At 54.4% G+C, this 24,376-nt stretch carries 15 protein-coding genes; 4 read left to right on the top strand and 11 right to left on the bottom strand.

Translation table 11 applies throughout. From position 1 onward, the window contains the following. Nucleotides 1-41 precede the first annotated feature (41 nt). Nucleotides 42-965: a GyrI-like domain-containing protein gene (locus IEY39_RS21965; RefSeq protein WP_188935741.1), complete on the top strand. Its 924-nt coding sequence runs from the start codon at nt 42-44 to the stop codon at nt 963-965. Between the two features lie 23 nt (nt 966-988). On the opposite strand, the gene IEY39_RS21960 is transcribed toward IEY39_RS21965, so the two are convergent. From IEY39_RS21960 to IEY39_RS21935, 6 genes are all read right to left on the bottom strand, one after another. Then, a complete protein-coding gene (locus IEY39_RS21960; protein ID WP_188935739.1) occupies nt 989-4,411 on the bottom strand; it encodes a VCBS repeat-containing protein in 3,423 nt (1,140 codons plus the stop codon). Then, nucleotides 4,408-7,776, bottom strand: coding sequence for a VCBS repeat-containing protein (locus tag IEY39_RS21955; RefSeq protein ID WP_229689027.1), 3,369 nt, complete (start codon nt 7,774-7,776; stop codon nt 4,408-4,410). Before IEY39_RS21955 ends, IEY39_RS21960 begins: the two co-directional genes overlap by 4 nt. After that, nucleotides 7,773-11,111: a VCBS repeat-containing protein gene (locus IEY39_RS21950; protein ID WP_188935737.1), complete on the bottom strand. Its 3,339-nt coding sequence runs from the start codon at nt 11,109-11,111 to the stop codon at nt 7,773-7,775. The genes IEY39_RS21955 and IEY39_RS21950 overlap by 4 nt, the downstream gene beginning before the upstream one ends. Nucleotides 11,112-11,179: 68 nt before the next feature. Continuing rightward, entirely contained in the window at nt 11,180-12,826 is a 1,647-nt protein-coding gene (locus tag IEY39_RS21945; protein WP_229689026.1) for a RagB/SusD family nutrient uptake outer membrane protein, read from the bottom strand. 25 nt (nt 12,827-12,851) lie between these two features. Further along, nucleotides 12,852-15,830: a SusC/RagA family TonB-linked outer membrane protein gene (locus IEY39_RS21940; RefSeq protein WP_188935736.1), complete on the bottom strand. Its 2,979-nt coding sequence runs from the start codon at nt 15,828-15,830 to the stop codon at nt 12,852-12,854. 268 nt (nt 15,831-16,098) lie between these two features. Further along, complete coding sequence (locus tag IEY39_RS21935; RefSeq protein WP_188935734.1) at nt 16,099-16,731, bottom strand: ComF family protein; 633 nt, start codon at nt 16,729-16,731, stop codon at nt 16,099-16,101. A gap of 39 nt (nt 16,732-16,770) precedes the next feature. Here IEY39_RS21935 and IEY39_RS21930 point away from each other — a divergent pair, with 39 nt between their 5' ends. Beyond that, a complete protein-coding gene (locus tag IEY39_RS21930) occupies nt 16,771-17,445 on the top strand; it encodes an HD domain-containing protein (protein WP_188935732.1) in 675 nt (224 codons plus the stop codon). 21 nt (nt 17,446-17,466) lie between these two features. On the opposite strand, the gene IEY39_RS21925 is transcribed toward IEY39_RS21930, so the two are convergent. Further along, complete coding sequence (locus IEY39_RS21925) at nt 17,467-18,288, bottom strand: hypothetical protein (RefSeq protein ID WP_188935729.1); 822 nt, start codon at nt 18,286-18,288, stop codon at nt 17,467-17,469. 402 nt (nt 18,289-18,690) lie between these two features. On the opposite strand from IEY39_RS21925, the gene IEY39_RS21920 reads away from it, so the two are divergent. Then, nucleotides 18,691-20,415 carry an FtsB/FtsL family cell division protein gene (locus tag IEY39_RS21920; RefSeq protein WP_188935727.1) on the top strand — a complete coding sequence of 575 codons (1,725 nt, stop codon included), beginning with the start codon at nt 18,691-18,693 and terminating at the stop codon, nt 20,413-20,415. Between the two features lie 250 nt (nt 20,416-20,665). On the opposite strand, the gene IEY39_RS21915 is transcribed toward IEY39_RS21920, so the two are convergent. Next, nucleotides 20,666-21,274 (bottom strand): hypothetical protein, encoded by a 609-nt coding sequence (locus tag IEY39_RS21915; RefSeq protein ID WP_188935726.1) that lies wholly within the window; start codon nt 21,272-21,274, stop codon nt 20,666-20,668. Between the two features lie 60 nt (nt 21,275-21,334). Here IEY39_RS21915 and IEY39_RS21910 point away from each other — a divergent pair, with 60 nt between their 5' ends. Then, a complete protein-coding gene (locus IEY39_RS21910) occupies nt 21,335-22,318 on the top strand; it encodes a hypothetical protein (protein ID WP_188935724.1) in 984 nt (327 codons plus the stop codon). Here the strand turns inward: IEY39_RS21910 and IEY39_RS21905 are convergent. Genes IEY39_RS21905 through IEY39_RS21895 form a run of 3 tightly spaced genes read right to left on the bottom strand, consistent with a single transcriptional unit; the run spans nt 22,315 to nt 24,142 of the window. Beyond that, entirely contained in the window at nt 22,315-22,986 is a 672-nt protein-coding gene (locus tag IEY39_RS21905; protein WP_188935722.1) for a hypothetical protein, read from the bottom strand. The two genes, IEY39_RS21910 and IEY39_RS21905, sit on opposite strands and share 4 nt — an antisense overlap. A 30-nt stretch (nt 22,987-23,016) precedes the next feature. Then, on the bottom strand, nt 23,017-23,811 hold the full coding sequence (locus IEY39_RS21900) for a relaxase/mobilization nuclease domain-containing protein (protein WP_188935720.1): 795 nt from the start codon (nt 23,809-23,811) through the stop codon (nt 23,017-23,019). Continuing rightward, nucleotides 23,801-24,142, bottom strand: a complete 342-nt coding sequence (locus tag IEY39_RS21895; RefSeq protein WP_188935718.1) for a plasmid mobilization protein — start codon at nt 24,140-24,142, stop codon at nt 23,801-23,803. The genes IEY39_RS21900 and IEY39_RS21895 overlap by 11 nt, the downstream gene beginning before the upstream one ends. Between the last annotated feature and the right edge of the window lie 234 nt (nt 24,143-24,376).

Below are 24,376 nucleotides of genomic sequence, written 5' to 3'. Positions count from 1 at the left end.
ATTTACACATTATTGTTTATTTTTAGCTTTTAGTACGCTATATGAAAAAGTTGGGTCTTGTATTTTTTGCGATCTTGGTGATCGCGGTGGTTGGTGTAGAGTTATTTATTCCTTCGACGCTTGAGGTGGTTCGGGTAGTACCTGCGCGATGCAGGGCGGTAGCCGCTTTTCCTTTTTTCAGTGATGAGCATAAGTGGAAGACGTGGTGGCCGGACCATCTGGCGGCGGGTGAGGAGATGGGATTCCGCATCGAAGGGCTTTCGTATCAGAATGTCGATATCGGTATCCGGGAGGGCCAGCAGGAATTGCCGAGCAAGCTGAGCCTGTTGCCTATGAACAACCGGGATTCGATGCTGCTTGAGTGGAAAACAGCATTGCGATCGGGATGGAACCCGGTGGAGCGGGTCAGTCGATACCGGGAGGCCAGGCGGCTTGCGGGGGTGATGGACGAGATACTGCTTCATGCCAGTGCATTCCTTGGAAAGAAGGAGAATGTATATGGCGTTGACATCCGGGAAACTTCGACGACCGACACTTTACTTGTCGTTACCCGAACAGAGAAACCAGGCTACCCCACCAACGCGGATATCTATGTTCAGATAGGCAGGCTGGTCAACTATATCAAGGAGGAGCATGTGTCGCAGACCGGGTATCCGATGGTGAATGTTACGGCTTCTGCTGACAAGCAGGGGGCTTATCGGTTGATGGTCGCCCTTCCTGTCGGGGCGAGGTTGGCAGGTAAGGGAGATATTACGTATATGCGGCTGATACCCGGGAAATACCTGGTGGCGGATGTGAAGGGTGGTGACTCTACGGTGGCCGCGGCGTTGGCCGGGATGAAGGATTATATCCGGGACTACGATCGGACGGTGATGGCGATACCTTTTCAATCGCTGGTCACCGACAGGCAGCAGGAGACGGATAGTTCGCGGTGGATGACGAGGATTTATTACCCTGTAATGTGATTTGGGGGGCGGCGGGCGACTGCTTAGGGGGTGAACCGGAAGATGAATGCACTGTCGTTGTTGCGGACGGCAAGCCAGGCTTTTTTGCCGATGGCGTCGATCTCCCGGAGATGTCTTACCTGTCCCTTCAACACGAGGCCGTTGAGCGGGTTTGCGGAGAAGCTGTGCTTGCCATGGTTGATGAGGATGGTGCCGTAGTCGGCGTCGTAGCGGCCCATCTGGATATTATTCTCAAAGTAATTCCCTACGAGCAGAAGGTCGGGGAGGCTATCGTTGTTCGCATTGACAACTACTGCGTCCCTGAAGGAGGACAGTTGGGCTTCCCAGGGCATGGCTTGCAGGTTGAAGGTGAGATTGCCCTGGTTGACGAGGATGGCATTGGCAAAATATTCGGCGGTGAGGGTATCCGCCTTTTCCAGGCTGCTGCGCGTGAACATGTCTTCCAGGGTAGCTTTTGCGAAATCTCCCGCGTAGAGGAAGTTCTTTTTGAGGCCAGGCATTTGTTTTTCCAGTTCCTGCTTATTGGCGAAGGGGAGTTCGCGGCCTGCCAGGTAGTAGGTGAGAACCTGTTCTTTCTTCCCGTTGCCGTCAAAATCGTAATAATATAACCGTACAGGTTGCCCGGGGGAGGCTGTGAGCCGGCTGTTGAGGCCGAGATTGCCAACGACCAGATCGACATTGCCATCGCGATCGAGGTCAACCGGCAGAATGAAGTTCCACCAGCCTTTTTTGTCACAAAGCACCTTTTTTTCGAAGTGATCGCCTTTGTCGAGAAAGGCGATGATGCCGCCCCATTCGAGGCTGAGCAGCAAGTCCTTTGTACCGTCATTATCCAGGTCGAACCATTGGGCTGAGGTGACGAACCCTATGTTGGCTAGTTCTTTTGCGTATCTGGCTGTGACGTCGGTGAAGTGTCCTTTGCCATCGTTGCGGAGCAGGTAGCTTTGAGGGATCTGACCGTAATTAAATGGCACGGACCTGCCGCCGATGAACAGGTCGACTGCGCCGTCCTTGTTGAAGTCATAGGGCGCCACGCAGGACGCGTTAAGCCAGATGTCCGGGAAGGCCTGTTCGGACCGGTGGAGCCCGCCTTTTCCATCGTTGAGGTATACCTGTGGCCGGCGCCAGGGCTCCTGCCCATAGAATTCGTTTCCGCCGGGCGCTTCGACCAGATCGGGATTTCCGTCCCCATCGACATCGGTGAAGCAGGCATCGGCGGCTTCGTATGTGCTGTCCGTGTCGAGATCGGGCTCGGGGAGGCGGCTATATCTGCCTGCTGCATCCTGGATGAACACCGCAGGCTTTTTCCATTTGGCGCCGCCGATGAAGACGTCTGTCCGGCCGTCGTGGTTGAGATCGCCAACGGCTACTGCCGGTCCCTCGGTAGACAGCATGTGGGGGATGAGGGGTTCGCGGTCGAATTCCGGGAACTGGTTCTCTTCATGCCGGTAGAGGAGATTTGTCTTGCTGGTGATATCTTCCATGGGACGGGTAGGGTTCTTCCGGAAGTTGGTTACGATGGAGTAATCAAAATGCGGCAGCCCCTTGGTATATGTGAAGTTGAGTTTGCCGCCTTTGGCAGGCAGGCTTATCCGTTGGAAGCTGTTGTCGGGCCAGACGAGGAAGACCGAATCAGGGTGGATGCCATAGAGTCCTACATGCAATGGGGTTTCGGCGCTGGAGAGAAATCCATGGACGGGGTACTTCTCATATGAGTGGATCTCGCCGCCTGTAAACAGGAAAAGTTTGGCGCCAAGGGCATTGATGTTGTTTTGAGGACCACGGAGGGATATCTCGGCTGCGGGCCGGAATGCGTGTTCGTTCTGGAGGTTTTGGTAAACGGTCACCGGCTGGTCGATATTATTGACAACGAGATCGAGGTCGCCATCGTTGTCGAGGTCGACGGCGACGGCTCCGTTGGAGAAGGATGGCTGTATCCCCTGGACGGTGTTGCTGATGTCCGTGAACTGCATCTGCCCTGTATTGTCGAAGAATTTGCTTGGCAGTTTTATTTCCGGGAATTTGTTGATCATGGCAAGGTCCTTATCGGTGAGATCGCGGTTTGCCATTTTGCGTTGCAGTTCGTCGTCGAGGACAAAATCTATGTAGTCGATGTCGTTGAGTCTTTTGGGGATGCCGTTGGAGACGAAAAGGTCTTTCAGCCCATCGTTGTTGAAATCGACCCATAGCGGGGACCAGGACCAGTCGGTAGCGGCCACGCCTGAGTACAGGCCTATCTCGCTGAAGTGGCCGTTGCGCCGGTTGTACTGAAGATTATTGCGGGTATACTGATAGTTGTAGCCATAGCTGATCTTCAGATTGAAAATGTCCCAGGTGTCCTCGCCTTCCGATCGTTTGAGGATGTATGGATCGTAGGGAAGCATATCCATGGTGATGATCTCGGGGAAGCCGTCGTTGCTGGCGTCCGCGATGTCCACGCCCATGGAGAACTGGCTGGTGTGCATCATCCGGTCGGTGCCTTCGTCGTGGAAGGCGCCGTTGTGCTGGTTGATATAGAGGTAATCGTTCTCGTGAAAATCGTTACCTACGTAGATATCGGGATAGCCGTCAAGATTTATATCGGCTATGTCGAGGCCCAGGCCGTACCCGATGACCGAGCTATGGATACCTGCTTGTTTTGTCACGTCAACGAATTTGCCGTTGCCCTGATTGCGGAAGAGGCGGTCGCCGGAAAGGGGGTTAAAGGTGGCGAGTTTTTCTTGCCGCGGTCCGAAAGTACCGTTCTGATGGATGGAATGGTTCATGAGGAACATATCGAGATAGCCATCACCGTCATAGTCGAAAAAGGCGGCCTGGGTGCTAAAGCCGGAAAAATCCAGGCCGTATTCGGCGGCTTCGTCGCGGTAGATTGGGATACCATCCTTGCCGATGCCCTGGCAGATGAGGAGCTGGTTGCGGCTTGCGGGCAGTCCCTCTAACTGGCCCACTCTGCAGATGTAGATGTCCAGCAGGCCGTCGTTGTTGATGTCTACTACGGAAACGCCTGTAGACCAGCCATGGTCCTGCGGGATGCGGGCGCTGTCGGTGACGTCGCGGAACCGGAGGTTGCCGGTGTTGAGGTACAGCTTATTGTCTCCCTGGTTGGAAGCGAAGAACAGATCGATGAGGCCGTCGTTGTTGAAATCGCCGGCGCCTACTCCGCTGCCGTTGTAAAAATACATGTAGTCGAATACGTTGAACCCGGTGGTGGGGTGCAGGGTATTGCTGAAATTGAGACCGGTGTTGGAATGATCGAGGGCTTTGAAGGGGGGCGGGACTGGCGGTGTCGCCGGATTTGGGGAATGGCAGCCTTGTGCAAGCAGGGTGAGCGCCAGGAGCAGGGTGATGGGGAGGCGAGGGGCGACCGGCAGGAGCAGGGCGACGGATGAACGAAGGGTGACCGGCAGTACGGTGAATAGGAAGGCGATATATTGTTTAATGCTCATGGTAATCGATATAGTTGCGGCGAATCGTCATTGCGTAAGAAGAGTAAAAATACGTGGTCTTTTCCTTTTATCCGGACGATATCCCTGACCTGCCCGGTGAGGTTGAGGCCTGAAGTTTCCGTGCCGATGGCTGTCAGCTTTCCTTTACCATCGTTGAGCAGCACCTGGCCCAGGCTTGCATCGAGCCGGCCGAACTGGGGCAGGAACCCATATTCATTTCCGCCGAGGGCAAGGTCGGTGATGCCGTCTCCATTCAGATCAAGGCATTGGATGGCGTTGACGGAAGAGAATTGGGCCGTCGCCGGGAGGGGGCGGATATCGAATTGCCCATTTCCCCTGTTGAGCGCAACGATGGACGAAGGGTAGTTGAATAGCAGGGTCTTTGCATGTTCCAGGGCGGTGGCTCCGAGTAACTGCTGGATGGACTTGCCGGCGAATTCTGAATATCTAAGGTTTTCTTTTTTGAGGGAAGGCAATTGTGTTTCCATGTCCTTTTTGAGGAAGACGGGCATATCTTTTCCGTCGATGGTGCGGGTGAGGATCTTATCTGTGATGCCGTTGCCGTCGAAATCGGCGATGAATAGTTTGACTGGGTGCTCTTTGTCGGGCTTGAGGTAGAAATTCTCGCCGAGGTTGCCGAGGATGAGGTCGGTTTTGCCGTCGCCGTCGAGATCGGTAGCTGCGACGGTGTTCCACCAGCCGGATAGTTGCGAAAGGTTGGTGGGTATTTCTTTGAAGCGATCTCCTTGCCAGGTGAAGATGCGGGGAGTGAGCCAATCGCCGACGATGACGAGCTCTTTTGCGGTGTCGCCGGTGAGGTCGGTCCAGGCTGCGCCGGTGACCATGCCGATGTTAGCTATGTCGGGGTTGTTAGTGGCGGCGATGTCTTTGAAATGGCCTTTTCGGTCGTTGATAAACAGGTAACTTGTTGGAGTGGCGCCATATTCCCGGGAGATGCACCTGCCGCCTACGAACAGATCGGGGTAACCATCGTGGTTAAAATCGTTGGCGATGGCCACGGAGGTGTTTGAGTTGTTGCCGTTTGCCGGGAAGGCGTCGGGGTCGAGGGTGAAATTTCCTTTGCCGTCGTTTTTAAAGAGCCGGAACTGGAGTTGACGGCTGTAGGGTGGGGCGGTGTTGCCGCCGGGGCCGAGGAAGAGATCGAGATCGCCGTCGCCGTCGGCGTCGAAGAGTAAGACGGCGCCATCTTCAAAATCGGTGAACTGGTCGATGGATGGGATGGGTTTTTTTATCCATTTTTCGCCGGGGGTTTGGAGATAGACCTGGGCCGGGTGGTTTTGCGTTCCGCCGATGACGATGTCTTCGAGGCCGTCCCCGTTGATGTCGCCGACAGCTGCTTTCGGGCCTTCGCGGGAGAGCATTTTGGGAAGGTTGTGTTCGTTGTAGAAGTCGATGTTGTCGTCTTCCTGGTGGCGTTGGAAGGCGGAGGGTATGGGGGTGAGCAAGGTTCGGGGTGAGCTTTTGGGCTGGGTCGGGATGTCCGCGGTGGGGGCGAGTGGATGGGGAGTTTTCGGGGGTGATGGTGGCTGGTCGAGCGTGAGTGACGTGTCGACGCGGGGGTGGTGGATGATGGTGGTGGCGCCGGAAGGCCAGTCGACGACCAGGGAATCTATCTGGGGGTTTGTGCCAAGTCCGATGATCAGGTGGTAATCGACGGAGGACTGGAACCCTCTTGCGGGCATCAGCTCCCGGTAAAGCACATCGCCTTTGCGGAAGGCCCGGATGCGGCTGCCGATGGCGAAGCGGTTCTTCCCGGCGCCTTTGAGGTTGAGGGCGAGATAGTGATGGTGGGTCGTTTCGGTGGTGTTATTACGATAGATGAAGGCGGGCTGGTTCACGTTGTTGACGACGAGGTCAAGGTCGCCGTCATTGTCCAGATCGCCATATGCGGCTCCGGTGGAGAAGGAGGGTGTGGTGAAGCCCCATGGGCGGGCGCTGTCAGCGAATTGCAGGTGGCCGTTGTTGTGGAAGACCTTTTTCAACAGGGGATGGGCGGGAATCTTGTCGAGGAGTGCATGGAGGTCGGCCCTTTTGCCGGTGGACTGCATTTCCCGGGCCATATTGTTGGCGAAGAAGTCCAGGAAGTCCTGGTTGATCAGATCTTGCGCGATGCCGTTGGTGACAAAAATATCGTTGTAACCGTCATTGTCCATATCGAAGAGTAGTCCGCCCCATGTCCAATCGGTGGCATTGACGCCGCTATAGCAGGCGATGTCGAGAAATTTGCCATTTCTGTTGTTGAGCTGTAGCGCGTTTTGGAAGAACTGGTGGTAGAATCCGGCTTCCTGTTTTAGCCGGTAGACGTCCTCGGTCTCGAAGGAAAAGGTCGTTTTCAGCCGGTAATCATCATCCGGCAGCATGTCGGTGGTAAAGATGTCGGGGTAACCGTCGTTGTTGATATCGGCCATATCGGCCCCCATGGAAGCGAGGCTGATATGTTGCATGCAGTCTTCCAGCTGGTCCCGGAAGGTGCCGTTGCGCTGGTTGATATAGAGGTAGTCGCGTTCGAAGAAGTCGTTGGATACGTAGATATCCGGCCAGCCGTCACCGTTGACATCACCAACCATGACGCCCAGGCCGAGGCTGATGAGGCTGCCGTGGATGCCGGCTTCGTGGGTGACTTCGGTGAAGTGGCCGTTGTCGTTGCGGAAGAGGTGATCGCCTCCGCCGGTGGTTCGGCGGGCGGCGGGTGAGTTTGCGGCCGCCGGGGCGAAGTTGGGCATCTGCCGTTGGTTGACGTAGTCGAGGGTATTGACCATGGGGCTGTTGTTGATGATAAAACAGTCCAGGTCGCCGTCGCCGTCATAGTCGAAGAAGGAGGCTTGTGTCGTATAGCCGGAATCTGCCAGGCCGTATTCTTCGGCGGAGTCAATAAAGGTATTGTCGTGCCGGTTGATGAAGAGCTGGTTTTTCCGGAGGGCGCCGTTCTCCATATGTCCGGCATTGCAGACATAGATGTCGAGCCAGCCGTCCCCGTTGACGTCCGCCATTACGACGCCGGTGCTCCATTGTTGTTTGTTGGCGGGGAAACCGGCCTCTTGCGAGATGTCCTTAAAATGCCAGTTGCCTTCGTTGAGATAGAGTTTATTGGGCCCCATGTTGGAGGTGAGGAAGATGTCGGGCAGGCCGTCGTTGTTGATGTCGCCGATGGCTACGCCACCGCCGTTGTAGAAGTTGCGGTAGTTGATGATGTTGGCGGAGTCGGTATTGACCACTTTGTTCTGGAAGTCGATGCCGGTGTTGGTCATTAATTGGAACAGGGGTGGAGGGCCTGCCTGTTTTTGATTGCAGGAGATGAGGAGGAACAGGACCGCGGTGAGCAGGTGAAGTGTGCGACTGGTCATGGGTGTTGGATTCCGGGGTTGATGCGGTATAATACGGGTACTTCGTCATTCCGGAGGAAAAGGAGCGCCGGGGGCTGGCCTGCTTCCATAGGGACTTTTTCGATATCGCGGATCATGCCGGGCAGTTGCAGTCCTGACCGGGAGGGTGGTATCCAGGTGAACTGGCCTTTGCCGTTGCCCAGCAGGATATGGCCTTTGCTGGCGTCCAGGCGGCCGAACTGGGGCAGGAAACCGAATTCGTTGCCGCCCAGGACGAGATCGGGGATGTCGTCAAAATTGATATCGGTGCACTGAATGGCATTGACCGACGACAACTGGACCATGTTGGGGAGGGGTTGGACCACGTACCGGCCGTTGCCCTGGTTAATGGCGATGATGGAAGCGCAGTAGTTGAACTGCCGGACGAGAGCGTTGTCGAGCAGATCGGCGGGAAGAAGATCGCGGATCGTCTTTTGGGCGTAGTCGGCGTGTTTGAGGTTCTCTTTTTTCAGCATGGGCAGCTGCCGTTCCATTTCGTGCTTTAGGAAGACGGGCACGTCTTTGCCGTCGACAGATCGGGTGAGGATGATATCCGGGATGCCGTTGTGGTCGAAATCATTTATCCAGAGTTTGACCGGATGGGCGGAGTCGGGGTGGAGATAGAAATTCTCCCCGATGTTGCCGAGAATAAGATCGGGTTTTCCATCGCCGTTGACGTCTTTAACGGCCAGGGATTCCCACCAGCCAAAGAGATGACTGAGGTTGGTTGGCCTTTCGACAAAGTGGTCTTTTTGCCATGTGAAGATGTGCGGGGCCATCCATTCGCCGGCGATGAGGAGTTCTGGCTCTTTGTCTCCCTGGAGATCGGTGAAGGCTGCGGAGGTGACCATGCCCAGGGCGGCGATATCCGGGTTTTTTGCCGGGGCGATGTCGGTGAAGTGTCCTTTGCCGTCGTTGATAAAGATGCGGCTTGCAGGGGTGGAGCCGTATTCGCGGGGCACGCTACGTCCGCCTATGAAGAGATCGGGGAATCCGTCGTTGTTGAAATCGGCGGCCAGGGCTACGCTGGTGTTACATCCGTTGGTGACGTTTGAAAAGGCGTCCGGGGCCAGGGTGAAATTGCCTTTGCCATCGTTTTTGAAGAGGCGGAACTGCATCTGGCGGGTGTCGGGTTGATCGGCATTGCCGGCGGGGCCGATGAAGAGATCGAGATCGCCGTCTTTGTCGGCGTCGATCAAGACGACTGCTCCATCCTCAAAATCCGGGAAGGCGTTGAGGGCGGGTTCGGGTTTCTTTATGAAGCGGCCGTTTGGTTGCTGCAGGTATACTTGTCCGGGGTGGTCTTTTGCGCCGCCGATGAAGATATCGTCCAGACCGTCGCCATTGAGGTCGCCGACGGCGGCATGCGGGCCTTCGCGGGAAAGCATTTTCGGGAGGTTTAGCTCATAGTAGAAATCTGTGTTCTCGTGCTCGGTGTGTTTGTCGAAAGAGCTGGTTGTTTTTTGGAGTAGAAAGCTGGCGCTGTCGGGTTTTACGGGAGGCGGAATGTGTTGGGTTGTGTTGACCTGGGAGAGCGTGTAGGTGCTATCGAGGGCCGGCTGGTCGAGGCGGGTGAAGGTCTGATCGGGCCAGATAACGAGCACAGAGTCGATGCGGGTTTCCTTGCCGATGCCTATTTCTTGTTTGTAGTCCATGGATGACTGGAAGCCCCGGCTGGGGATGAGTTCGCGGTAGGCGAGGCCGTTGGGGCCATAGACCCTGATCTTGGCGCCGATGGCAAAGGTGTTGGGGGCTTTGCCTTTTAGATAGAAGGCGATGAAATGGTTGCCGTTGGTCTCGCGGGCGTTGTTGCGGTAGATGAAGGCCGGTCCGTTTTCGTTGTTTATCACCAGATCGAGGTCGCCATCATTGTCGAGGTCTGCGTAGGCGGCGCCGTTGGCGAAGGAGGGGCGGGTAAAGCCCCAGGTGGCCGAGGCGTCTTCGAAGCGCAGGTTGCCTTTATTACAATAGGCTTTGTGGAGCATGGGGTTGACGGGGATCTTATTAAGGATCTCGTCGATCTCCTCTTTTTTACCGGTGAGGACCATTTTCTGGATGACCTCGTTGGCGAAAAAATCCATGAAATCGAGGTTGGTCACGTCTTTGTTGACCCCGTTGCAGACGAAGATGTCGTTGAGGCCGTCGTTGTCCATATCGAAGATGAGCGCGCCCCAGCTCCAGTCTGTGGCAGAGACGCCGCTGTAGTTGGCGATGTCCATAAAGTGGCCGGTGCCATCGTTGAGCTGCAGGCAGTTCTTCATGTACTGATGATAAAAGCCTGCCTTGAGTTTGGCGTTGTAAAGATCGATGTTGTCGAAGGCGCCAAGGGTTTTTAGCCGGTTGTCATCTTCGGGGAGCATGTCGGTGGTGAAGATCTCGGGGTAGCCGTCGTTGTTGATGTCGGCGAGGTCGGCGCCCATGGAGCTGAAGCTGGTGTGGCCGATGCGATCTTCTAGCTCGTCTTTAAATGTCCCGTTGCCTTGGTTTATGTAGAGGTAGTCCCTTTCGTAGGAGTCGTTGGAGACATAGATATCGGGCAGGCCGTCGCCATTGATGTCGCCCACGGAGACGCCGAGGCCGAAGCTGATGAGGCTGCCGTGGATGCCGGCTTCTTTGGTGACTTCGGTGAAATGGCCGTGATCGTTGCGGTAGAGATGGTCGCCGCCGCCTTTGAGGAATGGCGCTACGGGCCATTGTGCGTCGGGGAGGTCGCGCCGGTTGGCATTGTTGAGGGTATTGACGGGGATGGGGCTGTTGTTTATCATGAAGCAGTCCAGGTCGCCGTCGCCGTCGTAGTCGAAGAAAGACACCTGCGTGGTGTAGGCGGAGATATCGAGACCGTATTGGGCGGCGGAATCGGTGAAGGTGCCGTTGTGGTTATTGATATAGAGTTTATTCTTCCGGTAGCCGTCCTTCATGTGGCCGGAGTTGCAGATGTAGATGTCGAGCCAGCCGTCGCCGTTGACGTCCGCCATCACGGCGCCGGTGCTCCACATGCTGTCCTGGCGGAGGCCTGCTTTTTCGGTGATGTCTTCGAATTGGAAGTTACCTTTATTGAGATAGAGTTTGTTCTCGCCCATGTTGGAGGTGAAGAGGATATCGGGGAGGTGGTCGTTGTTGATGTCGCCGATGGCTACGCCGCCGCCGTTGTAGAAGTTGCGAAAGAGGAAGCTGTTGGCCAGTTTGCCGTCTACGACCTTGTTGTTGAAATCGATGCCGGTGTTGTCGAGCAGGGTGAAGAGTGCCGGGGTCTGTTCATGATGGCAGGAGCAGAGGAAGCAGGCAATGATGGCGACTTTAAAGATGGTATTGCTCATACAAAAAAACCGAAGGCCATTGGGAAATGGCCTTCGGCAATTTATCGATTCCTTTTAAATCCGGAATGTTAATATCCGGGGTTTTGTTTCAGGTTGGGGTTGACGGCGAGGGCCTGGTTGGGTACGGGGAAGACCAGGTATTTCGGGTCGTCGGCGGGCTTGTATTGCCAGAGGTTGTTAAAGACGCCGAAACGGATGAGGTCGGTCCTTCTGTGCGACTCCCAGTAGAATTCCCGGCCGAGCTCTGCAAGAAGGGTCTTAGGGTCTTCGGAATTGGCGGTGTTGACCAGGGGCATCGAGGTGACGACAGATGCGCCGCGGGCGGTTCGGAGGCCATTGATGAGGGTCAGTGCGCCGGCATTGTCGGGGGCAGCTGCCCGCATCTTAGCTTCGGCTACCATCAGCACTACTTCGGAGTAGCGCATCAGCATCAGCCAGTTGCCGGGGGTAGAAGAAAAATACTTACCGCCGGGGTCGGAGAAGTCAGGATAATATTTTGCTATCCGGATACCGGTGACTTCCAGGTTGGAGCCTGTTTCCTTCATGTCGGGTGCGATGTTCGGGTCGAATGCGAGGGGATTTCCCTTTCTGTCCTTCAGGGCCACGCCATTTTGGTCATATTGCTGGCCGACCAGGAAGCCGGGGCGGATGCCGGAGTTGAGAGTAACGGTCCCGGTGGCATCGGAGGTCCACCTGCGGCCGATGCGGGTATCCAGCAAGGTATCAGCCAGCGAGTAGTTGGTCGTTCCACCGACGGAGAAGGCGTTGTAGAAATCGCTGATGGTGGAGAAGCCGTTCCAGCCGGCATTGGGCGCCTGACCATCGTACTCATTATAGTGGAAGGTCATCATCCAGCGGGCCTGGAGGCTGGGGTTATTGACTGTCAGGCCGGAAGAGGAAGGGAAGGCGAAGATGCCTTCCGTCGAATTCCCATTCTGGTAACTGAAGTTGCCGAAGTAGTTGGCCATGTATTTGTATTTCCCGCCATTGATGATCGAATTGCCCAGGGTGATCACCTGTTGCATATCCGCATCGGCAAAGGTCGGATGGGCGCGGTTGAGGAAGGCGCCATGGTTGAGGTAGCAGCGCATGAGCAGTACTTTGCAGGCATCCTGGTTGGCCTGGGTCATGGTGTTGCTCGTGCCAAGGTCTGGCAATGCGGCAGTCAATTCGCTGATGATGAATTGGACCGCGCTGTCACCAAAATAAACTTTCGGCGGATTGAGCAGGTTTTCTCCGGGATTACGGAAGGGGAACTGGTTGTAGAGATCGAACAGGTAGTACAGGGCGAAGGCGCGGAGGAACCGGGCTTCTGCGATCTGCTCTTTGGAAGGGTTGAATTGCAGCACATTGGTAGCGTCAAAATTCATCTTGTTGAGCAGGTTGTATACCTGGAGCACCTGATCGTGATCGGCATTCCAGGTGTGGTTATGCACGACGCGCCAAACACCGTTGTCATCCCAGTCACCACCGCGGGTGGGAACCAGGGATTCATCGGCGCTGTTCTCCTCGAGAGAGAAGACGCGGTCCTGGTTGACAAAAGGTGTGGGGATATCGTTATAGGCGGTTTGGAGGAACAAGGAGGCCGCGAAGGCCTGGGCGGCTTCTGACTGGGTCACCGTCTGTCGATAGCCTTCGTTGAGTTTGGTACAACCACCGATCGCCATTGCTGCCAGGAGGATGGCGGTTAGCGTTTTATATTTGAAAGTTCTCATAATCTATTGTTGTTTAAATAGTGTGTTAGAGTGTGAAGTTTAAGCCGACTACAATGCTCCGTGGCGTGGGATAGGGAATGTATTCGATCGACTGCGAAGGATAGCCGTTATTCTGCTTGTCGATGTTGACCTCCGGATCGAAGCCGGAGAATTTGGTGATGACGAACAGGTTGGACCCGGCTACGAAGACACTGGCGTTCTTGATGTACTGACCGATGTTCCCGATGGCGTAGCTGAGGTTGGCGCTGCGCAATTTGAAGAAGTTGCCTTTTTCCAGGAAGCGTGAGTTGGCGGCAACCGGGCTGCCGGGTTGTTCAGCCGAGTTATAGGCCAACTTGTCGACGTTGCGGCCGTTGGCGATGCCTGCGAGATTGGTCACCGAGATAGCGGTGTTGTTGAGGATCAGGAAGCCACCGGAACCGCCACCGCTGAGGGTGAGCGTCGCTTTTTTATAGCGCACGGTGGTGGATCCGCCAAAGAGCCATTTCGGATTGGGGTCACCCTGGAAGCTGGGGTTATTGGCGTAGGTCTGGTTGCCTTTCTGGTCGAAGCCGGTGAATTGCTTCAGATAGAACTCATCGACAGGCTGGTTGTTCGTGATGATCTGGCCCAATGTTCCGGAGACACCCTGACCGTTGATCTGACCGGTGTAGATGCTGAGGCCGGTGGGAAAGTCAGTGATCTTATTGCTGTTATAGGCCATGTTGTAGGTGAGGTTCCAATCGAGGTCGTTGGTTTTAACGATTGCTGCACCGATGGTCAATTCGCCTCCGTTGTTCTTCAGATGACCGGGGAGGTTTATCCAATAGGTGGCGGCGGGACCCGGCTGAATGGCAACGTTCTGAAACAGGATATTGGTCGTGTTCTTGTTATAATAGTCGATCGAACCGTAGATCCTGTTATTCATGAGACCAAAGTCCAGGCCGAAGTCGAATTGTGTGGTCTGTTCCCATTTCAGGTTGGGATTGCCCGCGTTCACCTGGGCTACCGAGTTGTAGCCAAGAACTTCGAATTGGTTGATGGCCGAACCGGCAGGGAAGTCCTGGCTGCCCGTGATGCCCCAGGTGGCCCGAAGACCCAGTTGGGAGAAAGCGGTACCATTCTTCATAAAGTCTTCGTTGGCGATGTTCCATTTGGCGCCAAAGGAGGGGAAATAGCCGTGTTTATTGTTGGAGCCGAATTTGCTCGAACCATCATCGCGAATGGTACCGGTGAGGTAATACTTGTCCTTGTAATTCAATTCCGCCCTTGCAAACAGGGATTGTACTTCGGTGGTGATGTCACGGAAGACGCTGGGTTGACCGACGGTCTTGGCGTTGCCGAGGATATCGGTATACTGAGCGTCGGTCAATTGCAGTTCGTTGAGGTTGAAGTTGAAGCCCTGGCCACTGTAGCTGCTGTTGCCGAAATTGGATTTCCAATATTCGAAACCGGCGAGGGCGTTAAGGGTGAGGTCGGGCGTTAAATTGACGTGGTAGTTGAGGGTGTGCGTCATGATCTGGGAGGTGAGGTTTGCCTCGGAATGGATGCCCAGGCCATTTCCATCGATGGGGTTGAAGCCGCGGAGGAAGCCATCGATATTCGTATTACGGGTGCCATCGCTCTGGTTGATGGAGTAGAGGAATTTGTAGTCGAGTCCTTTGATGATATTCACCGTAACCGACATATTAGCGAGGACGGTATTGACATAGGCAATATCGTTATAAGCTGCGATGAGGGACATCGGGTTACCGACGCCATTGCCCAACACATTGAACATCCCGTTGGCGGCGTAATAGGGCGCCGTGGGATTCCATTGGAGGGCGGCGCTGATGAGGTTACCCTGGGAACCGGCGGTATTGGAGATGTTGACGATGTTCTCTTCGGTGCGGCCGGCTATCACGTCGAAATCGAGCGTTACCCGCTTATCGAGGAATTTATAGCTTCCGCCCAAATTCCCGATGTATTTGTTAAGGTTGTTCGTCTTGACGAAGCCAGGCGTTTTGGAGGCCAGCGCAGAGGCGCGGAATTTGCCGACATCATTTCCGCTGCTCATGGCCAGGTAGTAATTCTGGATGGTGCTGTGCTGGGTGATGTCATGCAGCGGATCGACGTTGCTGCCTTTATCCTGGTTGTTGATGGAATATTTCGTCAGTGCGGACCTGAACTCGCTGGTGTTGAGGATGTCAAATTTCTGCATATACCCGATGTTCCAGCCTTCGGAGACGCCCGCTTCCAGTTTTGCCGGTCCGGCGGAAGCTTTCTTGGTGGTGATGACGATGACCCCGTTGGCGCCGCGGGAGCCGTAAATTGCGGTAGACGAGGCGTCTTTGAGGATCGTGACGTCCTGGATGTCGTAAGGGTTGATAAAGAGCAGCGGATTGGCGTCCGGGGTAGTTCCGAAACCGCCGATGTTGAGATTGACCGAAGGACGGGCGTTTCTCCCGTCGAGGATAACGCCATCGATGACATAGATGGGGTTGCTGAGGCCGCGGATGGAAGTGTTACCGCGGATCTTAACCGTGGTAGCCGAACCCGGCTGGCCGCTGTTGTTGATGATCTCCAGGCCGGCGACCTTGTTTTGGAGCAGCTGGTCAGGAGAGGTGATGACGCCGGTGTTGAACTCTTTCGCGGAGACCGTCGTGACCGAACCGGTGAGGTCTTTTCGTTTGACGGTGTTGTAACCGACGACAACGACCTCATTAAGGTTGTTTTGGGCGGCGGCGAGGGAAATGTTGATCGAAGTTTGGCTGGCGATGGACACTTCCTGGGTGGAGAATCCGACGGAACTGATCACCAGGGTTGTTACTGTCGAGGGGACGGAGAGGGAGAAGGTACCGTCGGCGCCGGTAGAGGCTCCTAGCTTAGTACCCTTAGCTGTGACGGTTGCGCCTTGAATGGGGGCGCCTTTGTCGTCTGAGATCTTACCTGTAATTGTTTTTGTTTGGGAAAAAGCCGATTGTGTGAAAAGTACACAAAGCAGCAGGAGACTTACCGATTTGGCAAGCAGTCGTTGAATGGTCATAAAGCAAAAGTTTAGCAATTATTGATCGAAGGTAAAAAAATTAAATTTTACTTAACAAATTTATTTTGTCCGATCTAAATTATTGGTGCTTATCGGTATGGACAGTCAGTTGCGGGTTTTTGCTGCAAGAAAAACGACTCTTTTTGGGCTAAAAGGAATTAGCATATGTAGTGGATGGATTTTTAGCTTTTTAGCGCGGGTGAGTGCGCTCGTGGCGTGTGGGAGTATGGAGGTGCGGTGATTTGCGGGTGGGGTCTTGGGTGCGGGATCAGATGAGGAGCCAGTCGGGGATTGGGTGGGGGTGAGCGGTGGCGACTTTGGCGAGGGTGAAGATAGTTATGGTGGAGTTGGGGAGGGTGGAGTGGAGGGTTTTGATGATCATGCGGATGGTGGTGCCGGTGGTGAGGATGTCGTCGATGAGGAGGAGGGAGGTGGGGGGTGCGGCGGCCGGGAGGTTGGTGGTGATGTTTATGGTGACGGGGAGGTTTACCTGGTAGACGTCTTGTAGTTCGGCCTGGCGCTGGCGGCGGGTGAGGCCCTGGACGGTGTTGGTGGGGCGGGTTTTATGGAGGAGTTGGGGATGGTAGGGAAAATGGAAATGGCCGGAGAGGGTTTGTCCCAGCAGGTCGAGGGTGGAGGGGCGGTCTTGTGCAGCGCGGGTCTCCTTGTGATGGAGGGCGCGGATAATTATAGTATCGGGTGGGAGGGTGAGTGGTTTTGTGTGAAGGGCGCAGCGTGTTTTGCTGAGCCAGTTGTCGAGATCGGGTTGGACACCGCGTTTGAATTTCAGCAGGCTGCGGGAGACGGGGTCGATACCGGAAGTAAGCGGAAGATAGTCACAGAGATAATAATGCCGGTGACGAATATTTTGAAAAATGATGGATGTTTCCTGCAGCCCCATGATCTTTGCTTCTCCTTTACATTTAAAATTACGGATTGAATGAATACGGAAGATCGGTTTTTGGCAGAATGGGAGGCGCAGTTTACTGCGTATATCCGGCAGCATGGCGATAAGAAGGACGGCTCGCATGATCTCGGCCATTTTCAGCGAGTGTGGAAGACGGCGCGGTTTATCAACAGGGAAGAAGGCGGGAAGGCCGATGAGTTGATCCTGATTGCGGCCGCCTATTTTCATGACTGGGTGGCGTTGCCCAAAGATCATCCGCAACGCCGGGAGTCTTCGCGGCTTAGTGCTGTAGCGGCGGGGGAGTTGTTGACGGACGTGTTTGCCGGTTTCCCGGCCACGAAGGTGGAAGGGGTGCAGCATGCTATTCATGCGCATAGTTTTTCCGCGGGAGTTGAGGCGACGACTTTGGAGGCGAAGATCCTGCAGGATGCCGACCGGATGGAGGCGCTTGGAGCGATCGGGGCTGCCCGGACTTTCTATATAGCGGGGCAGATGAATGCGCAGTTATTTCATGCCGGGGACCCGATGGCGGAGGCGCGGGAGCTGGATGACAAAAGGTTTGCGCTCGATCATTTCGAGGCGAAGCTGTTGAAATTGCCTGCGATGATGAATACGGCTACCGGCCGGCGGCTGGCGGAGAAGAATGCGGAATGGTTGAGGATGTTTGTGCGGAAGATGAGGGAGGAGATTGAGGGGGAATATGTATGACGGATGAATTGATTGCGGAAGCTAATTCACTTTAAAGTCTGCGTCGGACCCGCCCGTCCCATATAGCAACGCATGGTTGATCTTTGCCGTCCATTCAGCCTGCCGAGCCGAGTCCAGACCGTGAAAGGTCTGCCATTCATACTGGGACCGTTTCGCCATCCAGGCTTTATTTATCTTATCGAACTCAGTTGGCCACCAGTCGTTTTGCCTTAGTATCGCATATCGGTATTGGCGGCAATAGATCTCACACAAATCGAAAAGGCCCTGTTCATGCAGCAGCAGTTCCGCGGAGTCTTTGGACGCCCTGTTGATCCAGCTGGTTTGGCAATGGAATTTGGCGACGGTGGTGAGTTCGTAGGTACCCCTGCTTTGTCCGATCGACGGGTCGTCCAGGATCGGTCCTGGAAATTTGAAATCGTCGAAACGCAGTTGATGACGAGTCGACCAGTCGAGCTCATCGTCATTTTTATAGCGTTGTATATCGGGTACTCGGTAAAGATCGACGTCGAAATATTCTCCATCGCGCATAGTCGCCCACATGAATCCGGTGACCTTGGCGAGATTGGCGCCATGTTGCAGTGCTAAGCTCCGCAGGCTGTCGACAAACAGGTCGCGTGTCCAGGAGGTGGGTATGGAGTAATGTAGTCGCTCCGCGTAGAAGGCCCTGCCGATCTTGATACCGTCGATAGGTCCTTTAGGTCTTTTTGGAAGTAGGACAAACATAACCGTGTCAGACAGGGGAGGACAGGCTATGCTGGTCTTCACAAATAAATGGCCCCCGGTTGTAGTACAGCCCGCAAGTACAAAAAGTCCAAACAGCAGGACAGTGGTGGTGTTTTTCATTCCCAGTAAGTTGTACACAAAAGTAGCGGGCCAGCCGCCGGTAGGGTTGTAATGTCTCGTTAACGCCTTGGATTTCCCCACAATAATAGAATACCGTCTTTTAACTTAATGACATGGGTGTTTTAACGGTATTTTTTGTAGTAAAGCGACTAAGGCTTTCCTTTTCGGAGTAATGATGCGGTGCACGGCCATTCCACTATACGCACGCGTTTTTGGGATTTCAACACACGCAGGATCGATTATGCGCAGGCCGATTGTTTAGTGGTGTGTCCTTTATGTGTAACCGAATTGTTATTTGTGAGATGGGGAGACCATTGCCCTTGTGAAATCATGAAAAGATTTCATTATTTCGGTAAGTCGAGTTGCTGATCTCTTTTACACATATAAAACTCCAACTGTGTTATGAAAAAATTAGCCTGGTGCTTTTTTGCCTGTTTTCTTTGTCTTTCGGCCCGGTCGCAGTCGCAGTGGTCGACAAGCGGGAATAATATTTACAATACCAATACCGGGAATGTGGGGATCGGTACGACGAGTCCGATCTCACCGTTACACGTAAGCGGAACTGTCAATGATCTCATCAGTGTTACCGGCAGTGGTTCGGGCCGTGGCGGCATTTATATTCAGAATACCAATGCCAGTGGGCAAGCCACCAGTTATGCGGACAACAACCGGGGTTCATTTTCCTCGTATTGCGGGTTTTTACAAGGCGGGTCGGGCAATGCCTATAGCAGTCTCTTTGGTCTTTCCCGGGCTGACCGGGGTTTTTTTATCGCGGACGGAGCTACCAGTTTAGGATTGGGAATGGGTACTCTTACGGCGCAGCCGTTGGTATTTGGGACGAATAATCTTGAGCGTATGCGTATAGACGGTACAACAGGCAACGTGGGCATCGGGATTACGAGTCCGACTGCACCGCTGCAAATAAGTAGCAGCACCACTGAAATTGTAAGCATCCTTGCCAACGGACCAGTGCGAGGGGGTTATTATGTTCAAAATACCAACTCAGGTTCAAACGCCGATCTGATCATTGAGAACAATCATGGTTCTTTTGCTTCCTATGCTGCGTTTTGTATTGGCGGTTCGACAAACACTTCTTCCAACATATTTGGCCTTTCCCGTGCCGACAGGCCATTTTTAATTGCAGATGGGCCATCCAATTTAGGCCTGAGTGTTGGGACGTTGCCGGCGACTCCGTTGGTATTTGGGACGAATAATGCCGAACGCATGCGTGTCTTTGGAGGTGGGAATGTCGCTATCGGGACGACGTCGGACAATGGCAATCTCTTACAGGTGAACGGCGGCCTCTGGGCCAAGGGGTTTGTGTTGCCTACCGGAGCAGCGGCGGGCATGGTGCTCACGTCGGATGCCAGTGGCAACGCCACTTGGCAAGCGGCATCCAGTTTGCCTACGTCCAGCCTGTTCCTGGCCAACGGCAACACGACAGGGGCTACGCAGAACCCGTTGAGTCTGGGCAACTGGGGCGGGTCGCAGACTACGGTTCCGTCCTTTCAGTTCAATACCTCTGATAATGGAACGTCAAACCTGGATCTTCACAGTACCCGATGGGGAACTGCGGTCTCGTTTACGAGATCGGATCCCACCGGAAATTCTTATAACGTGATGCAGGTTGGCGGAAACAATTCCGTCGGAGCGATAGCCTCTCTTTATAACACATCCAACGTGGTTACCCTTCAGCTTAATGCGCAGGGTACAACGTATTTCACGGGCGGCAACGTGCTCATCGGTAAGACCTCGCAAACCAATTCCGGCTACATTCTCGACGTCAACGGCAACGGCCGCTTCAACCAGGTGGTGGTGAATACCAGCGGCGCAGACTTCGTCTTCGATTCCGCCTATCACCTGCCATCCCTGTTTGAATTGCAAAAATATATCCAGACCAATCACCACCTTCCGGATATCGCACCGGCTGGCGAGATGCAACTGAAAGGTGTCGACCTGGGGAACAACCAGACCCGGCTGCTGGCGAAGATAGAAGAGTTGACGCTTTACCTGATAGACCAGAAGAAGGAGATAGAGACGCTGAAGGAGGAGAATGCTCAACTAAAAGCGCAGAAGGAAAGGATCGACCGGCTGGAGCAACTGGTCGAACAACTGAGTAAGAAGTGATGATCTCCGGGGGCGCGGGGCCTAGTCGTCGGCGTCTTCGCGATAGGCGGGGTGGCGGCTAAGGACTGGAAGTAATGGGACTATGGGCAGGCATTCCCCACTTTAAGATTGGCAGCATTCGTTACCGCCGGTAACAGCGGCCATAATTAGCCAAGCGCATAATTAGCTTATGTTGTAGAAGAGTCGAAATAACAAGCGTCCCAATGAGGCGGCGGGGAACGACCAAAAAAAGGAAGATGAGTCATGGCATTCATTTAAAGATCTCGAGGTAAAAGGGGTTTAACCCATAGCAGGCGTCGATATAGTAATCGAATTGCAGCTTAAAGTAGATGATCCTTATTTCGCGGGCGGCTTCCGCAGAATCGGGGAAAAACGGTCCTCCAAAGTCAAACCTGTAGTCATCGTCTTCCTCCTGCAGAGTCCCGCAATGGACGCAACAATTACCCCATTGCTTCTTTCGCAGCTTCCCGGAATAGGGCTTTTGAAAGAAAGGATAATTGCTTTTCATCAATTCGGCTACCTCGTCATCCATGCGCTGGATCTCCGTATACAGCAAAGGACCTTCATCCTTGATCCAGACCGGGTTATCCTTCTGAAATTCCAGCGATTGAAATGCCCTGGCCCCCAGGCCCACTATCGGGGTCTCCTGGCCGCATTTCCAGCAGGGCCATTTTGCCCTTACAGAAAAATACGGCCGCTGAACGATATGGCCTTCTGTTGCGGGCAGCCAGGGCATAAAACGGTTAATATCGGTTATTGTATCCGGGATCACCCAGGTCTTGCCATCCTGCAATAAAATGGCACCCAATTCGGCTATCCGTTTCCGATCGCTCTTTTTTACATTTAATCTGATTGACATAGTAAATAGGTTTAAAGTGTTTAAAAAATTTTCTTAATTTCAGGGGAAACCTTATCGTTGATGGACGTACGAATTTTCCGACCGACTGAAAACACGAAGCACAACTTCAAATTCAAAACGTTTGACCGGCTGAACTCGTGGACACGGTTGCAGCCTTGCCGATTGCTGGAATGGACCGGATGGTACACCAGTTCGGTTCGACTGCGGCTGCTGGGGCATTACCGGCTTTACCAATTATATAGGAAGCACCGCTACGGACGATCGAGAGACGTCCCGCCTATCCACGGCTATATCCTGCAATACCGCGCCTCCAACGGGATAAAATTCCGCCTCGCTACGTTATTTTCGCGATTTCCGGCCATATTGGGGTTTCCGGATCGGACTATCGAGATATACGCCATCAACAAGATGCTGCTCTACGAACGCGCGGCCATCCTTTATGAGTTTCTGGCGAGTGCGGACGCTGATTTCGAAAAAGCGTTCGGGCGTGCTATCGACCAGATCTATTCTCCCGAATTCCTGAACACCGCAGCCCTCACGCAGCATCAGCATTCGAGCCTCTTCGTGCAGGTAGACCAACACAACATGATAACCGATGCCCACAACGAACTGAACATTCATCCCATCGTTGAGAAAGAGACGATGGTGAAGGAGGTGATCATCAAAGAGACCGTCCCCGGCGCCCCCGATAAGGCGATCGCCGGAAAGGAGAAGGACGTGTTCTCCAAGAGGCAGGTGCTGATCTTCTTCGATCTCCTGGCCCAATCACCTCCTATAGACCGCATCGCTCTCGACCCGCCCATTAATTTGCTGGCGAAGGCCCAGTTTTTCCGGGCCCTCACCAGCAAAGGGGTAGAGACCTGGCTGAAGACGCTGAGGGATTATCGCAAAGGCCTTTACGAATGCCACACGTCGGACGAGATCGAGAATCTCATCTCGGTGCTAACCAATCTCGCTGAATTCACGCATGCTGCCGGGCTTCGGGCCGTTACTGCTGCGGCAGAAAAAAAGGTCCACGAGCTGCAGGCCAAGCGGGCGCCTTAGCGCTTCTTTGTCCGTTGGAGTTCGTGAATGTGCCCCATATTGTCCTGCTCCTGTCGCAATCGTTCGGCCAGTTCGGCCAGCCGCTCTTCCTCGGCGGCCACATCCTTTCTGAACTGATCGGGATTAGCCTGATAATCGCGTACCGTCTTATCCAACGCGTGAGTGACCAGCGAATCCTCGGACAACCGCACCGCCCGCCATAAGAGGTCATTCTGCTGGTACAAGTCCGCTTTGTTATTCGCGCTGGTCAATCCCGCCAACTCGAGTCCTGCGATGATCAGCAGCCCGAACAAGACCCACAGCGGCCAGCCGAGCATGTGTTTGTAATGCACCTCCTTTCTCAGCGGTTGTGAAAAAAAGTCCCTGCATTGCTCCAGGCTGTTTTGCAGACTATGCATACCCGAGAGCAGCGGGTTGGCCGGATGGCCGACCTGCATGGTCAGCGTTGTGATGTCCTTGCCGATGGCGCCGATGTGGCTTTCGAGTTCGCCGAGGCGCTGGTGCAGTTCGGCCGCAGCCGGGTCTGGCTGGGCCTGCTTGCGGAGAAGCTCATTCAGTTCGCGGATGGCTGACCCATTTTCGACGACCTTGTCGACCAATGCCTTTAATACTTCTTCTTTCTCCATGGATACACCCGTTGCCTCCATTGGTTTACTGTTCACTTGCATAAAATGAAGTTTTACTTGTTTACAATTGTTTTAGAACCCGTGGCGCATGCCGTGACGGTGGCCTTGGCGCAGTTCTTCTTCCTGCCGCTGCTGCTCCTGCAAGGCCAGGGTCCGCTGCAACCCGCCGAGTGAATACTCCTCGTCCACCCGGCTACCTTTGAAGCTGCGGTTTTCGAGCCGGAAACTGATGCCCTGGCGCTCACCGGTGTCCGGATGACAGCGATACCTCACCGTGATACCCTGCTGAAGGAGGGCCTTCTCGAGATCGTCCAGGGTATGACATTGGGGTAATTGCCCGTGGATGGCCTCGTAGATGCGGTACCGTTTGGCATCCGGCTCGTGCAAGGCCTCGCGGTGGGTCTGATCGAGATGCTTGCCCGCATCTTGCCGAAGGCCATACTCGGCGGTGAGCTGCGCCGCTGCCTTTATCCCGCGTTCGATGATGAGCCCCTTGCCGGTAGGTGCGCCATCGTTGTCCACCTTGTTGGCAATCACGTGCATATGCAGGTGCTCTTTATCGGTGTGCTTGACAAAAGCGTATTGCGTATTGACCAGCTCGACCTTTTCCAGGAACCGCTGCCCCAGCTGCACCAGCTGTTCGTCGGGCACCTGTTCACCAGGAGGAAAGGTCAGTGCACAGTGGTATACGGGCTTTTCCTTTCCCGGCATCAACCGGTGCTGCCATTCGAAATCGGCCGCCATTAAGCGATAGTCATGCATCCTGACGCCTTCTGCTGCCAGAACTTCTGCCCGGGACTGGTCCTGGCAGAGATATTCGCAGGTTCGGCCAAAGGTTTGGCCGGTAAGAAATGTTTTAGCGATCATGGCACAACTTATTTAAGATTTCATCTAATGCTTCGCCGTACTTCGCAAACGACAACGCTGTCCTCAGCGCCCCCTCCTTCCGGGCTTCCGCCGCCAGTTTTTGGATATCCCCCGACATCGCGATGAGGCGTTTGACCATGCTGCGCTCTTCCTCGGTCCACCGGGGCTTTATCTGGCTGTCGATGGCGACTTGCCGCATATAGTCGGAAATAGTCACTCCGGCTTTCGCCGCTTTTTGCTGGATGACGAAGTCCTGCATTTTCGTAACGAAGAAGCCGAGGAACTTCTCTTGTCTTTTGGCCTGTTTGGGCCGTCCTTTGATTGGTGCCATGTTTTTTTTGAACTAATATACAGGGGAAGAGGGCCAAACAGTATATGCGGACGTCCTGAGAAATTAATCGGTTAGTTATCAATGTGGAAATCGCTGGTGGTTGGCCGTTGGGTGAGTCGTGGGAGAAGCTGCGGGAGGAGGGGGCACGACTCGCCTGCGTTAGCAGGCTGCAAACTGTCGCAATGACCCCCGGGAAATGTCGGAACGGGAGGTTTTTCCGTTAGCCGGAATGGA

Source organism: Puia dinghuensis (assembly GCF_014642875.1).
In the GTDB taxonomy this organism is placed as follows: Bacteria; Bacteroidota; Bacteroidia; order Chitinophagales; family Chitinophagaceae; genus Puia; species Puia dinghuensis.
This window is presented reverse-complemented; position numbering and strand designations above follow the sequence as displayed.

Coding starts and splice junctions, on each gene's coding strand:
- IEY39_RS21920 (WP_188935727.1), top strand. CDS start 18,691: ATGAAAAAATTAGCCTGGTGCTTTTTTGCCTGTTTTCTTTGTCTTTCG.
- IEY39_RS21955 (WP_229689027.1), bottom strand. CDS start 7,776: ATGACCAGTCGCACACTTCACCTGCTCACCGCGGTCCTGTTCCTCCTC.
- IEY39_RS21925 (WP_188935729.1), bottom strand. CDS start 18,288: ATGAAAAACACCACCACTGTCCTGCTGTTTGGACTTTTTGTACTTGCG.
- IEY39_RS21930 (WP_188935732.1), top strand. CDS start 16,771: ATGAATACGGAAGATCGGTTTTTGGCAGAATGGGAGGCGCAGTTTACT.
- IEY39_RS21960 (WP_188935739.1), bottom strand. CDS start 4,411: ATGAGCATTAAACAATATATCGCCTTCCTATTCACCGTACTGCCGGTC.
- IEY39_RS21935 (WP_188935734.1), bottom strand. CDS start 16,731: ATGGGGCTGCAGGAAACATCCATCATTTTTCAAAATATTCGTCACCGG.
- IEY39_RS21905 (WP_188935722.1), bottom strand. CDS start 22,986: ATGCAAGTGAACAGTAAACCAATGGAGGCAACGGGTGTATCCATGGAG.
- IEY39_RS21915 (WP_188935726.1), bottom strand. CDS start 21,274: ATGTCAATCAGATTAAATGTAAAAAAGAGCGATCGGAAACGGATAGCC.
- IEY39_RS21900 (WP_188935720.1), bottom strand. CDS start 23,811: ATGATCGCTAAAACATTTCTTACCGGCCAAACCTTTGGCCGAACCTGC.
- IEY39_RS21950 (WP_188935737.1), bottom strand. CDS start 11,111: ATGAGCAATACCATCTTTAAAGTCGCCATCATTGCCTGCTTCCTCTGC.
- IEY39_RS21910 (WP_188935724.1), top strand. CDS start 21,335: ATGGACGTACGAATTTTCCGACCGACTGAAAACACGAAGCACAACTTC.
- IEY39_RS21895 (WP_188935718.1), bottom strand. CDS start 24,142: ATGGCACCAATCAAAGGACGGCCCAAACAGGCCAAAAGACAAGAGAAG.
- IEY39_RS21945 (WP_229689026.1), bottom strand. CDS start 12,826: ATGAGAACTTTCAAATATAAAACGCTAACCGCCATCCTCCTGGCAGCA.
- IEY39_RS21940 (WP_188935736.1), bottom strand. CDS start 15,830: ATGACCATTCAACGACTGCTTGCCAAATCGGTAAGTCTCCTGCTGCTT.
- IEY39_RS21965 (WP_188935741.1), top strand. CDS start 42: ATGAAAAAGTTGGGTCTTGTATTTTTTGCGATCTTGGTGATCGCGGTG.